Raw genomic sequence first — 13,119 nt, 5'->3', positions numbered from 1 at the left:
TCACAGCGAGTTGGGTACGGATCTCGTCCGGGATGCGCATACCACATCAACGAGCCACGGGACGGGAAGCAACACCTTGATGATCTGCAAGCCCTAAGCGTTGTCCCGTAAATGATCTACAGCACGGCAGGTGACCTGCTCGTTTTCCGTCACCCGGCGAGGGTGAGGTTGTGCAGGCGGGCGATGCCGAGCATGGCGTGGTGGACGCCGTCGCCCTTGAGGCGGCAGTCGCGGAGGATCTTCCAGGTCTTCATGCGGGCGAAGGCGTGCTCAACACGGGCGCGGACTTTGCGGTGGGAGGCGTTGTGGTCCTCTTTCCAGGCCGGGAGTTCGGCCTGGCCGCGTTCGCGGCGGTGTGGGATCACCAGGCCGGTGCCCCGGTAGCCGCCGTCGGCGATCACCGTGGTTTTGCCGACGGCGGCCTGGGCGCCGGACAGCTCCCATGCCTTGCAGTCGTTGCGGTTGCCGGGCAGTGGCCGGCCGACGGCGACGACGAGCCGGGTGTCGGCGTCGATGACGACCTGGTGGCTGGTCGAGTACCGGTAGTTCTTGGACTGCTCGGCGATGGTGTGGTCGGGTGGGGACCAGGGTGCCGTCGACGATCAGCACGGTGTCCTTGCGGAACCGCTTGCGTTGCTGGAGGGCGAGCGCGGGTCCGAGGTGATCGATGATGCGGTCGGCGGCGGGCTTGGATACCCCGAACAGAGGCGCCAGTTGGCGCAGGGTCAGGTTCGTCCGCCAGTACGCGGCGACCAGCAGCACGCGGTCCTCCAGCGGCAGGCTCCACGGCCGGCCCTTGCGCACCGGATCCGCCCCCTCACGCCGGAGCGCGGTGATCAGCTTGCCGAACTGGCGCGGGCTCAGCCCAGTGAACGGGGCTATCCAGGAGGGCTCCGACGACGTGATCACACCAGACACGGCAAGATCATCTCACCCGTGACCAGCAGTTACGGGACAGCCCTTACAGTAGACACTCCCCTTTCGCCCTATCAACGATGACGGGCAGCATACGGACACTGTTCGGTACGCCACCTGCTTCGCCTTCCAGGGCATGGGCCGCTGTGGCTCTGGTGGCAGGTACCTCGTGGCAATGTCGTGCGGGCCGTGATTGACAATGTCCATGCAGTCCAGCCCAGGTACTTTCGCCGGGCTCGGCCGCAGCCGGTGGATCACCCGCGAGAGAGGGTCGGATGGGACGTCACAGCAGTACGGCTAGCAAGGAGCCGCAGGAGCAATCGCCGGCGGAGGCCCCTACGGAAGCGGTGGGGCGGTCCAGTCTGCTCATGGCAGCGGGCACGATCGTCTCCCGGATGACTGGCTTCCTTCGGACGCTGGTCATGGCCGCGGCCATCGGTGTGGGTACGTTGAACGACGCCTACCAGGTCGCGAACACTCTTCCGACGATGATCTACATCCTTGTCGGTGGCGGTGCGTTGAACGCGGTGTTCGTACCTCAGCTGGTGCGGGCGATGAAGACAGATGAGGACGGCGGTGAGGACTACGCCAACCGACTGATCAGTCTGGTCATCCTCGTGTTGGCAGGTGTGTCGGCGATAGGCGTGCTGGCAGCGCCGGTACTGGTGTCTGCGATGTCGTCGTCGATCGCCTCCGATGCGCACCATATGGAGGTTGCGGTCGCCTTCGCCCGCTATTGCCTGCCGACTATGTTCTTCATGGGGATTCATGTGATACTTGGGCAGATCCTCAATGCGCGTGGCAGGTTCGGCGCGATGATGTGGACGCCGGTCCTCAATAACATCATCGTTATCTTCACTTTCGGGACGTTCATCTGGGTTTTCGGCCCTGCGTCCTCATCAAAAGTCTCCACCAACTCGATCAGCGTCGAAGCTGTCCGTCTTCTCGGCGTTGGCACTCTTCTCGGCCTGGTAGTGCAGGCTCTCGCTCTGATTCCGTATCTGCGTGACGCTGGATTCCGCTTCAGGGTTCGCGTGGGCTGGCGAGGACGAGGCTTTGGCAAGGCGGCTCGGTTGGCCAAGTGGACTGTTCTGTTCGTTCTGGTCAATCAGGCCGGTCTGATTGTGGTGACGCAGGTAGCCACCTGGGCGGGCACGGTATCCGAGCACCGTGGCTATGCGGGAACGGGCATCACGGCCTACAACTATGCTCTGCTTCTGTGGCAGATGCCGCAGTCGATCATCACCGTCTCGGTGATGACGGCGCTGCTGCCTCGCATGTCCCGCGCCGCACATGATCAGGATTTGACGGCGGTACAGGACGACGTCTCGTACGGGTTGCGTATGTCCTCCACCGCAATCGTGCCGTGCGCCTTCCTCTTCCTCGCGGTCGGAGTGCCACTTACCGGCCTGCTCTATCCCAGCTCTGGTGCGGAAGCTTCCCGCCATATCGGCTATGCAGTGATGGCCTTCAGCTTGGGTCTCATTCCCTACTCGATGCAGTACGTGCTGCTGCGAGCGTTCTACGCGTTCGAGGACACCCGCACTCCGTTCTACAACACGGTTGCCGTCGCTGCCTGCAACGCCGTTGGTGCGGTGCTGTGCGCTGTGCTATTGCCTGTGCAGTGGGTGGTGACCGGAATGGCACTCACGTACGGTCTGGCCTATGCGCTAGGTGTCGGGCTGGCATGGCGCAGGACAAGCCGGAAGCTGGGAGGAATGACAGACGGGCCGCGGATTGTACGGACGCACGCCAAACTGCTCATAGCCGGCGCCCTGGCAGGTGCCTGTGGCTGGCTGGCCGCTACTGCGCCGGTACGCCTTCTCGACGGCATGTTGGGAAACGCAATTGGGGTGACTGCGGGTACGGCGACCCTACTCACGGTGTTCTACGTGCTGAGCCGCGCTATGCGCGTCGAGGAACTGACCGCCGTCACCGGCATGGTCAAGGCGCGCCTCGGTCGCTAAGCTTGTTCTTTTTCTTCCGACCTCGAACGGTATCTCGAACTGAGTCGCTCACCTGAGGGTTCGTCGGACGTGGGGGCGGACTTCGTCTGATCATGTGCTCCGACCAAGGTGCACGTGACCACGACGAAGGCCGTGAGGGTGAGTCTGCTGCCTGATGCTGTCCGGAGGGAAGCGTTCGCGGAAGCGTCACGCTTCCGGGGAGAGTTCTACGAGTGTCTGACCGCCCGGCGCGACGAGTTGTTCGAGCTGGTGGACGCGGTGCTGTGTGCGGACGGTGCTGTGAAGTCCCCGGTGGACTTGACGTTGTTGCCCGAGCATCGGCGTGGGCACGGAGCGATGTACGGCGGCTTGAACCACGGCCGGCTCGACGTCGACCAGCTGCGGACGGTGCTGGCCGGCCTGCCACTGCCGCGTTTCGACGGCGGGCGTCTGGTCCTGGCGGTCGATGTGTCGCCGTGGCTTCGCTCGGACGCGCCGTGCTCGGCGGAGCGCCTGTTCTGCCACGTCTACGGCCGGGCGAAGACTGCGTCGCAGTTCATTCCTGGCTGGCCCTACTCCTTCGTGGCCGTGCTGGAGCCGGGCGCCACGTCCTGGACCGCGATCCTGGACGCGGTCCGGCTCGGCCCTACGGACGACGCGACCGCGATCACCGCCGCCCAGCTCCGAGGAGTCGTTGAACGGCTCATCGCCGCCGGCCAGTGGCAGGCCGGGGACCCGGACATCGTGATCGTGAGCGATGCAGGCTATGACGTCACCCGCCTGGCCTGGGTCTTGCGTGACCTCCCCGTCGAGATGGTCGGCCGCGTCCGCTCCGACCGCGTGATGCGGCTGCCGAAACCACCGCGGATGCACGGCGTCAACGGCCGGCCGCCCAAGCACGGCCCGGAATTCCGGATCACCAAGCCGGAGACCTGGCCCGAGCCCGCGATCACCACGGTCACCGACGCCACTTCCCTGATGATTGAGCGTGTTCAAGCGTCAGGGGAGGCGTCAGTTGCACGAGTGGCACGTGGTGTGGGTGCCCGATCCGGGGCAGTGGGGATCGTTGCCGTCTGAGGGGCTCTTGGGGGTACAGGACCTGCCCGCCGAGGTCGCCCGGATCGGTCTGCGTCCGGGCGATCCGGTGTTCGTGGCGCCGGACGGAACGGTGGAACGGACTCTGCTGGATTTCGTCCGGTCCGTCGAATTCCGAGATCTGGAGCGGGAGACCAAGCGAAACTACGCGACGGATATCCGGCCGTTGTTGACTTTCCTGTCCTCGCGCGAAGTTCCTTGGAGGCAGGCGACGAGGCAGGACCTGGCGGACTACCGGCATTGGAGATGCCGGGCTCCGCAGAACCCGCGCCGGATCAGCGGGACGAAGTGGAACCGGGAGGCTGCCGCGTTCACCAAGCTGTTCCGGTGGGCGAAGGTGTCCCCGCTGCCGGTGGACATCGGGCGGCGCGAGGACCGGGCGGCGGACTCGGTGAGTTCGCGGGTGTTGTGGCTGACGCCGCGGACGTGGGGCTTGTGGTCGGACATCGGGCTGCGCGGCCACAGTCGTACAGGAGTGCCGGTGCCGGGGTGGGAGTCGCGGACGGAGCTGCGCAACACGAGCTTCGTGCAGTTGCTGCTCAGCTCCGGTATGCGCCGGCAGGAGGGTGGTTCGCTGCTCACCTTCGAGCTGCCTAGTCAGCGCTTGCGGTTCGGCCGTTACTGCCATGGCCGAGTTGCTGCGGCTGTCACCCGGTCGAAGCAGAGCCGGGTCTTCTACGTGTCGGTGGATGCGGTCGGCCAGGCCGAGGCATACGTCGAGTCGGAGCGTGCGTGGGCGGTGCAGCGTGCCCAGGCGGAAGGCCGCTATGAGCGGTTACCCATGATGTTGGTCTCGAAGGTGTCGCGGGGCTTGCGACCGAAGGTCGAGTGGGTCGACCGGAATGGTGTCGTCGGTGAGCGGGAGCTCAGCTGCCTGGGATGGCGTGAGCGGCAGTGGCTGTTCCTGGAGGGCCCGGACGGGCCGGAGCCGGCGTGGTTGTGGCTGACGGAGCAGGGCCTGCCGATGGCTCCGGACCGGTGGAACGGGGTGTTCAGGGCGGCGAACCTGCGCTGCGACGACGTCCTGCTCACTGCGGAAGAACGGGAGGTCAAACGGGACTTCCGTCTGGCGGAGGTACGCGGCAAGAGTCCGTACGCGACGCCGCACGCCGCACGTCATTCGATGGCCCTCTACATGCTGATCTTGCTGAACCAGCTGATGGAGACCCGCTACGGACTCTCGGCCGCGGACCGACGGGACTTCTCCATGCTGTTCGGCGATCCGTGGTGGCTGGTGAAGACCCTCCTCGGCCACGCGGACGTGGAGGTGACGAAGCGGCACTACCTCGCGCCGGTCGCGCACCTGCAACTGGAGTCGATTTTGGCCGCGGTCGAACCGGCCGACGAAGAGGAACAACAGGCCGAGGACCTGGACGGTGTATTCACCCGGCTCGCCCGGGAGTCGGAAGGCATCCAAGACGTCGACGCGATCCTTGAGGCGTCCCGGTGACCGGGCGAGGACGGCGGGCTGTCCTGCCGCCGGCCGATCACCACACCGAGCCGTCGCTGGCTCCCGACGGGCTCGTGGTGACGGTCGTCAACAAGGCCGGATACGAGATGACGTTCGACTTCGCCGAACTGCCCGCCGCCGAGGCGATGCAGCGGTCGCTGGCCGAGGTCTTCGCGATCCGGTCTGCGGGCTGGAACAGTCACGAGACCGCACGGGCTTCCTGGATCACGGTGAAGATGTTCGCGCGCTTCGTCGCCGAGCTGGAGCATCCCCCACAGGACCTGGGGGAATTGACGCCCGCCATGCTCAAGCGCTGGCGCGCGAGGCATATCGGCACCAACAGCGGCAAGAACGTGCTGCGTCAGGTCCGGCCGCTGCTGCGGGCGGATCCGCGGCTGGCTGGTGGGCCGGTGGGGGAAGAACTGGCCCGACGCATCCCCAGGGCGGTGCCGGTCAAGCAGTCGTACGGGAAGGAGGAGCGGGAGCGGGTCCTGCGGGTGGCCCAGCGGCAGTTCCGGACCGCTCTGCTGCGGATCCGCGAGAACACCGCCTTGCTGGAGAGGTGGCGGGCCGGTGACCTGGAGGAAGGCAGCCGTGACTGGCGCCTGGGCCAGGTCCTCGGTCACCTTGCGCAGACCGGCTACGTGCCGCACGCGATCATGCCGAGCGGGGAGTTCGTGAAGGACCGTACGCTGCTGGGCGGCACCAGCCCGGAGAAGACCTGGGGCAGGCTCTTCCTGTCTCGCTCCGAGCTCACCGCGCTGGGCGTGCTGCTGACCGACCGGTTCGGCTGGAACCTCTCCGTCTACGACCGACTGCCGGCCCCGACCACTGCCCCGTCCGCCGGGACGACGGCCACGGTGACCTATCAGGTTCAGATCGAAAAGCGCAGGCAGGGCGGAGGCAGGTGGTTCTCCACGGAGAACGTCACCGATTCCGGGGCCGACTCCTCCGGCAGGCTGATCACTCAGGCGTTGGAAGCCACCGCACATGGACGGGCGCTGGTTCATCGTCTCGCGCCCGGCAACAACCTGTTGATGGTCGCGAGGATGCACTACCCCAAGCGCAGGCACCAGCGCACGGAACGACCCCGCCCAGTGGGCCCCTGCGCCTTCGGGATCGGCAACGGTGACGCCCAGCTTTGGTGGACCACACATGACCTGGGCGGATCCCCATTCCAGCGGGCACGCAGGACGACGGTGACACGGGAAGGCCGTCCCCTTCAGCACAGCCAGGGCGTCCATCAGAGCATCTACGTGCTACCTGATGAGCACGTTCAACACGCTTCACGGAGCGTCTTCGAAGCCGGTGCCTACGAGGCTCTCGAACAGGCCCAGGCCGTGGTGTTCGCCGGCGGCATCGCCGACGCCCCGTCCCCCGGCCACGAGCAGACCGTGACCGCGGACTGCGCGGATGAGACGGCCAGCCCCTGGCCCGACGCGAAGGGCGGCTGCCGCGCGGACTTCCTGCTCTGTCTGGCCTGCCCCAACGCCCGGGTCCACCCCGGCCATCACCCCCGGCTCGCCCACCTGCACCAGCAACTGCACAGCCTTCGGTCCGTCCTGCCCGACCGCTCCTGGAACCAGCACTGGAGCGAGCACGCACTCCGCCTTGAGGACCTGCGCGACAAGGTCGGACCGGCGGCCTGGACCGCGGCACTCGCCCGCGTGAACGACGAGGACCGCACCCTGGTCCACCTCCTGGTAAAGGGAGAACTCACCCCATGACCGCCGTCGGCACCGCTGCCGAGAACGACACTTACGTGCTGGCCATGCCCGCCCTGGCCAGCCCCGTGGTGCTGCCCCAGTGGATCAGCTCCGGCAACACGCACCCGAACTCCCGCTACGAGGACGCCATCTGGTCCTTGGCCCCGCTGATCGACAATCCCGCAACCCGCCTGGTCAAGCTCCACTGGAAGAACTGTCCGGAACCCTTGCGCGACCAGGTGAAACTCGTGGCCTGGACAATGGTCAACGGCCAGCTGAGGCCCACCTACCTCCAAACCCGAGGCGTCCAGGCCCGGTCCCGGTCGGGGGCCCCGGAGATGTTCGCAACCTGCTTGGAGTGGATGCGGCTCGCCCGCTGGCTCCACGAGCGTCAGATCACCACCCTGGGTGCGTGCACCGAGACGCAATGGCGGGCCTACGCACGTGAGCGTCTGCACCAGGTGTCCCGCGACACCGCGGCGATCATCTGCGTCCGGCTGGCGAACCTGTGGGCGTTCGACCAGCTCAGCGCGCGACCGTCGGGTATCACCCAGCCTCCGTGGGAGACCGAAGGAGTCGACGACTTCCTCCCCGCAACCGGTACAGCCGCCGGCGGGGAGAACGCCACGGAACCGCTGGACCCGCGGGTTCTCGGCCCCCTGCTGATCTGGGCCATCCGGTTCGTCGACGACTTCGCCGACGACATCCTCGCCGCCTGGACCGAACGCCGCCGCCTGATCGCCGTCGCCGCCGCCACGAAGGCCTCGCCGGCCGGATGGGCCGCGCTGGAAGAGTGGCTGCTGCCCATGGCGCAGGCGGGGCATCCGCTGCCGGCCAGCGCAGAGAGGCGCGAGGTCCAGATGGCCACCACCTACATCGCCGCTCTCACGGGCTCCAATCGAGGCCAGGTGTCGAGGTTCGTCAACCAGCACGGCCTCGCAGAGATCGCCGCGGCACGACCAGGGCCCTGCCCGTTGCGGGCGCCGGTCACCGGGAAGATCAACGGCAAGCCCTGGCGCGAGCATGTGGACTTCAACGAGGCCGCCGAACTCATGCGGCACCTGGGTACAGCCGCGACGATCATCCTGCTCTACTTGACCGGGATGCGTCCCCAGGAGGTGCAGGGGCTGCGTTCCGGCTGCTGCCCCGACCCCGAACCCGCCGCCGACGGCACCGAGGGACGGCACCTAATCCACAGCCGCCACTACAAGAATGTCACCGACGACGATGGCAACCACATCTCCGCCGGTGAAGTCCGCAAAGTGCCCTGGGTCGCGATCACACCGGTGGTCCACGCCATCCGCGTGCTGGAACGCATCGTCCCCAAGGGCGAACTTCTCCTCAGCGTCGCCCACCACGCCTTCCGCTCCCGCCACAGCTCCACCGGCGCTCTGAAACTGGACACCCTGACCTGGCGCATCGAGTCCTTCGTGAACTGGGTGAACCACGAGGCCGAAGCTCAAGGCCTTTCCGGCGAGACCATCCCTGACGATCCCCACGGCGCGATCGGACTGAGCCGGTTCAGGAGGTCCCTGGCCTGGCATATCGCCCGGCGCCCCGGAGGACTGATCGCGCTCGCCATCCAGTACGGCCACATGCGCACCGTCCTGGATGCCCGCACCTCCAGCGGCTACGGCTCCCGCGGCCGCCGCGGCATCCACGCCATCCTCGACGTCGAAACGGCCCTCGCCGCCGCCGACACCGCAGCCCGGCTGCGTGACCGCGTCGCCGCCGGAGAGAACGTCTCAGGGCCCGCCGCCCGCCGTGCCCTGACCGCCGCCGCCCACGCCCCCCGCTTCGAGGGCCGCGTCGTCCCCCGCACCTTCGCCAGGAAAGCCAGCGCCTTCCTCGCCCGCGACGGCATCGTGCTCTACGACAACCCCGACGCGTTCCTGATCTGCGCCTTCAAGCACGACAACGCACTCTGCGAACCAGAACCCGGCGCGACTGCCCCACGGCAGTACGACTGCCGACCCGGCTGCGGCAACACCGTCCGCACCGACACCCACGCCCGACAACTCCGCGAACGCGCCGACGAACTCGACCAGTTCGCCGCCCACACCCCCGGCCCAGTCAGCAGACGTCTGCGGGCCAACGCCCACCGGCTCCGCGAAACGGCCGCCACCCACGACAGCACCGCCCACCCTGCCGAGGCTCTCACGTGAACCAGCAGCACCAGGACGAGCGCGTCCGCATCCGCGAGGCCATGGATCGACTACTGACCGGACAGGCCACCGCTTCCAACGGCAGCCTCACCGTCGTCGCCCTCGCCGCCGAGGCCGATGTCCACCGCATGGCCCTCCTCAAACGGCACGTCGACCTGAAGAACGAGTTCTACGAACGCGTCCGCGTCGAGACCCACCAAGTCCCGGAGACCGAGAAACGACTCCGGGAAACGGTCACCAAGCTGAGGAAGACCATTGCCAATCAGAGAGCCGAGATCGAAGAGCTCCGCCAGCAGGTGACCAGGCTCGCCCTCGCCAGCGCTGTGCTCACTCAACAGGACGATACGCAAGCAGAACACCCACCTGCACCGGACAACGTCGTTCCGTTCCGCTCGCCGAAGGCTTGAACCCGTCCGGCTCCCAGGGCTGTCATTGCACGTGACTGCGGGAGCCGCTTCGAAGTGACAGCGGGAGTGAGCGGCGCGGCGGCCGAGTGTACGGTGGCCAGAGAGGCCCGGTGGTGTCAAAGGCCCTTCAGGACACGATCAAGCGCCGACCGGCCTGCGGGTCCCCAGTGCGGCTTGCCGCCCGGCAGGCCGCGGTCCCCGTTCTGACCCATCAGCATCAGGAACAGGCTCTTCATTGCGGCCAGCCCACGCGCCCGTCGGACCGCCGCCTCGTCCGCCTGCGCATAGCTGTCGAAGAACCGCGAGGCGCCGCCCGAGGGGAGCAGCACCCAGGCGGCCGCAAGGTCCCAGGCCGGGTCGCCGGCGAAGACATCGCCGAAGTCGACGACGCCCGCCAGTGTCCCCTCGGCGACGACGACGTTCGCGGGATGCAGGTCGCCGTGAACCCACACTCGCGGGCCCTCCCACCCCGGAGCCGCAGCCGCGTCGTCCCACACGGCTCGGATGTCGTCCTCGGCGAAACGGCCGAGGTCCACAGCCCGCAGGAAGCGCTCGAAGCCCTCTGTGCACTCCTTGGGGTGACCGCCGCGGTCCGAGGCGTCCGGTGCTTCGGCGGGCGCCTCCACATGCAGTGCTTTGAGGAAGGCCGCCAGGATGTCGGCCGCGTGGTCGCTGCGGGTGATGGAGCCGTGGTCCAGCGGCGTGCCCTCAACCCATGTCATGACGGTCCAGATCTTGGGGAAGCGCTCGGACGGCGCACCGTCCCGCACGGGGACCGGGATCGGCAGCGGCACGCGCGAGGCCAGGGTCGGCAGCCACCGGCGCTCCTTGAGCTGCAGATCCGGGTTGGTGTCCATCCGCTGTATCCGGACCGCCAGCTCGTCCCCGAGGCGCCACATCTGGTTGCCCCAGCCGCCCGCCACCTCACGGATGGGTAGCGCGGCTAAGTCCGGATGCTGGTCCTGCAGCAGGTTGCGGACCAGATCCTCGCTGATCTCAATCTCGGATTCGATCATGCGAAGTCACATTACTTGGCGCACGCGGAGGCGACCATGTTCCTTGGGGGATCCAGCTCCCCGACTGGAATTCCCGAGCCCCTTCGAAGAACCGACCGCTAAGCACCGCAGGCTGCGGCGCGTCCACCAGTTGAGGCAGTGAAAGCGCTCCGCAGTGAACGCGCGCTTGCCGGCCGCGGTCCCCATCGTCGCCGATGGGGCGCCGGTGGAGTGGGGACCTGCGTCGGTGCGGCGTGTCGCGGTTTCCCACGAAATCCGGTGGAGTCTCAGCGGCCGGAAGTGGTTGGGTCCTGCCCAATGCTTCGCTGACACGGCCCGGCACAGTGCGAGGCGCAAGGTCCGAATCGCAGGCGCGGTCTAGCCCGCGTGTCGTCGAGTGATGGAGGTCATCGCGGTGGCTGGTTATGGGGCGCTTTCCGACGTATACGAGTGGCTGATCGGGGACGACAGGTTGACCCCCGCCAAGGCAGCTGCGGTTTACTACAGCGATGTCGTGGGCTCTCTGCCGCCCAACGCGCACGCCCTCGACTGCGCGTGTGGAACCGGCCAGCTCGCCGTCGGTCTTGCGAGTCTTGGCCTTGACGTGGTCGCCGCAGACGCCAGCAATGGGATGGTTCGCCGGACCGAGAAGGCCGCCGACGAGCAGGGTGTCTCGCTTCGAGCCCTCCGCGCGAGCTGGGACGAGCTGCCCGACCACCTGGAGGACTCCACGTTCGATCTGGTGTTCTGCGTCGGCAACTCGCTCGGGCACGCCGAGGGCGCAGCCGGGCGCCTGACCGCACTGGAAGCGATGTCGCGGCTGCTGAATCCGGGCGGACGCCTTGTGCTCCACTCACGCAACTGGGAGCTCGTGCGCTCCGCCGGCTCACGGGTAGACGTCCGCGATCGACTCATCCGCCGCAACGACCGCGATGCGGTCGTCAGCTACTACTGGCAGATCGAGCAGCGCTGGGAGCAGGAACACTTCCTCGAGATCGTGGTCGCCCAGATCGAGCCGGATGGGGCAGTGCGAGCCTGCTCGGAGCGGTTGTCCATCTGGCCCTACCGGTACGAGGACCTCGTGGCGCAGTTGCGGAGTGTCGGGCTCACGGTGCAGTCCACCACCTTCGACCCCGAGAGCGATGGATACCTGGTGGTCGCCAGCCGCGACCAGGCGCGAGGCACGTCTGAGCCGGCGCGCTGATCCGCCTTTCGTCGTTCTCGTTGCCGACCTGCCGGCTCGCGACCGCCTGCAGCGGGTTCTTCGCCTAGCGCTTGAAGCGGTTGCTGCGGGTGCGGTCCTCGCCGCGCTGGCTTCCGACCTGCGGACCGCATCGACGCCCTGGAGGAAGCCGACGTGGAGTGCTGGGCCGACAAGGGTTACCGGGGCGCAGGCGGCACCGTACGGCTGCCCTATTGGGGTCGCTGGGAGACGCTTTCCACAGGTCAGCAGGCTGTCAACCGCTCGCATGCAAGGATCCGCGCGCTCGTCGAGCAGGCCATGGCCACCCTCAAGAGCGCGGCGCCTGCGCAAGCTGCGATGTTCCACGACTAGCATCACCAGCTTGGTTCAGGCCGTCCTCACCCTGCATCTGACCTGCTCAAACTGAGGTTGGAAACAGCTCAGTGAGACAACCGCGTCCATGGCCCCGCTGGGATTCGCTCGATGCGAACAGTAGAACTTGACAGGGAACACCACCAACTACGGAAAGGCCGAGACCCAGGCATGGGACCGGGTCCACCCCCGGCTCACCCACCGCTCCTCATGGCTCGACCACGACGGTGAACTGCCCTTAGTTGAGGGGACGTTGATGCGGTTGAAGGTCGAGCATCTGTCGAAGGAACGGGATGCCCCGCCGCTGTGGTTATGGTCCTCCAAGACCGGTGCCACCCCGGACGACGTGGACCGCTTCTGGCAGGCATTCCTTCGCCGCTTCGACCTGGAGCACACCTTCCGATTCGCGAAGCAGACCCTTGGATGGACCACCCCGAAACTCCGCATTCCCGAGGCGGCGGACCGCTGGACCTGGATCCTGATCGTCGCTCACACCCAGCTCCGGCTCGCCCGGCCCCTCGCCACGGACCTCCGCCGGCCCTGGGAGAAGCCGACCACCTCCGACCGGCTCACCCCGGCCCGGGTCCGCCGAGGGTTCAGGAACATCCGCGCTCACCTCGCCTGCCCGGCCCGTGTTCCCAAACCCCGAGGAACCGGACCCGGACGGCCACCCGGTGCCAAGAACAAGCACCAGGCACCCCGCTACGACGTCGGTAAGACCGTCAAACGCCCCGAGACCCTCAAGGCCATCGGCAAGCCCGGAAGATCTTGGTAGATAAAGAACAAGCTAAGAGGTCGTTTTCTCCCTTTGTTTTATCCCGAGATAGGCCTTTGGCTGCGTGATGTCGGGTCACGCCAGGAGATGGTGTTCTCGCCGGTGAGGCG

Annotated in this window: 7 protein-coding genes and 4 pseudogenes; 9 read left to right on the top strand and 2 right to left on the bottom strand. The window is 67.1% G+C overall.

The genetic code is table 11. The annotated features are described in order from the left end of the window. Positions 1-149: 149 nt before the first annotated feature. Positions 150-918, bottom strand: a pseudogene (locus AC07C1_RS40625) (transposase). 272 nt (positions 919-1,190) lie between these two features. Between AC07C1_RS40625 and murJ the strand changes: the two are divergent. From murJ to AC07C1_RS40595, 6 genes and pseudogenes are all read left to right on the top strand, one after another. Then, the gene (gene murJ, locus AC07C1_RS40620; protein ID WP_478947141.1) at positions 1,191-2,882 is read left to right on the top strand and encodes a murein biosynthesis integral membrane protein MurJ; all 1,692 of its coding nucleotides are present in this window, start codon (positions 1,191-1,193) and stop codon (positions 2,880-2,882) included. Positions 2,883-3,020: 138 nt separating this feature from the next. Continuing rightward, positions 3,021-3,860: pseudogene (locus AC07C1_RS40615) on the top strand (transposase); the annotation flags it as partial. Positions 3,861-3,891: 31 nt separating this feature from the next. After that, a complete protein-coding gene (locus AC07C1_RS40610) occupies positions 3,892-5,406 on the top strand; it encodes a site-specific integrase (protein ID WP_478947140.1) in 1,515 nt (504 codons plus the stop codon). Continuing rightward, positions 5,403-7,133, top strand: coding sequence for a hypothetical protein (locus tag AC07C1_RS40605; protein WP_478947139.1), 1,731 nt, complete (start codon positions 5,403-5,405; stop codon positions 7,131-7,133). The genes AC07C1_RS40610 and AC07C1_RS40605 overlap by 4 nt, the downstream gene beginning before the upstream one ends. Further along, positions 7,130-9,277 carry an integrase gene (locus AC07C1_RS40600; RefSeq protein ID WP_478947138.1) on the top strand — a complete coding sequence of 716 codons (2,148 nt, stop codon included), beginning with the start codon at positions 7,130-7,132 and terminating at the stop codon, positions 9,275-9,277. The genes AC07C1_RS40605 and AC07C1_RS40600 overlap by 4 nt, the downstream gene beginning before the upstream one ends. Beyond that, positions 9,274-9,684, top strand: coding sequence for a hypothetical protein (locus AC07C1_RS40595; protein ID WP_478947137.1), 411 nt, complete (start codon positions 9,274-9,276; stop codon positions 9,682-9,684). The genes AC07C1_RS40600 and AC07C1_RS40595 overlap by 4 nt, the downstream gene beginning before the upstream one ends. Before the next feature lie 116 nt (positions 9,685-9,800). Here the strand turns inward: AC07C1_RS40595 and AC07C1_RS40590 are convergent, their stop codons facing one another. After that, positions 9,801-10,700, bottom strand: coding sequence for an aminoglycoside phosphotransferase family protein (locus AC07C1_RS40590; RefSeq protein ID WP_039655050.1), 900 nt, complete (start codon positions 10,698-10,700; stop codon positions 9,801-9,803). A gap of 379 nt (positions 10,701-11,079) precedes the next feature. Between AC07C1_RS40590 and AC07C1_RS40585 the strand changes: the two genes are divergently transcribed. From AC07C1_RS40585 to AC07C1_RS40575, 3 genes and pseudogenes are all read left to right on the top strand, one after another. Next, positions 11,080-11,883, top strand: a complete 804-nt coding sequence (locus AC07C1_RS40585; protein WP_478947136.1) for a class I SAM-dependent methyltransferase — start codon at positions 11,080-11,082, stop codon at positions 11,881-11,883. 129 nt (positions 11,884-12,012) lie between these two features. After that, positions 12,013-12,289, top strand: a pseudogene (locus tag AC07C1_RS40580) (transposase family protein); the annotation flags it as partial. 84 nt (positions 12,290-12,373) lie between these two features. Further along, positions 12,374-13,009, top strand: a pseudogene (locus AC07C1_RS40575) (NF041680 family putative transposase); the annotation flags it as partial. Between the last annotated feature and the right edge of the window lie 110 nt (positions 13,010-13,119).

Source organism: Streptomyces sp. NPDC045022, assembly GCF_056432605.1.
The sequence above is the reverse complement of the archived record's forward strand: the minus strand, read 5'-3'. Positions and strand labels throughout refer to the sequence as shown.

Coding starts and splice junctions, on each gene's coding strand:
- murJ (WP_478947141.1), top strand. CDS start 1,191: ATGGGACGTCACAGCAGTACGGCTAGCAAGGAGCCGCAGGAGCAATCG.
- AC07C1_RS40600 (WP_478947138.1), top strand. CDS start 7,130: ATGACCGCCGTCGGCACCGCTGCCGAGAACGACACTTACGTGCTGGCC.
- AC07C1_RS40590 (WP_039655050.1), bottom strand. CDS start 10,700: ATGATCGAATCCGAGATTGAGATCAGCGAGGATCTGGTCCGCAACCTG.
- AC07C1_RS40585 (WP_478947136.1), top strand. CDS start 11,080: ATGGAGGTCATCGCGGTGGCTGGTTATGGGGCGCTTTCCGACGTATAC.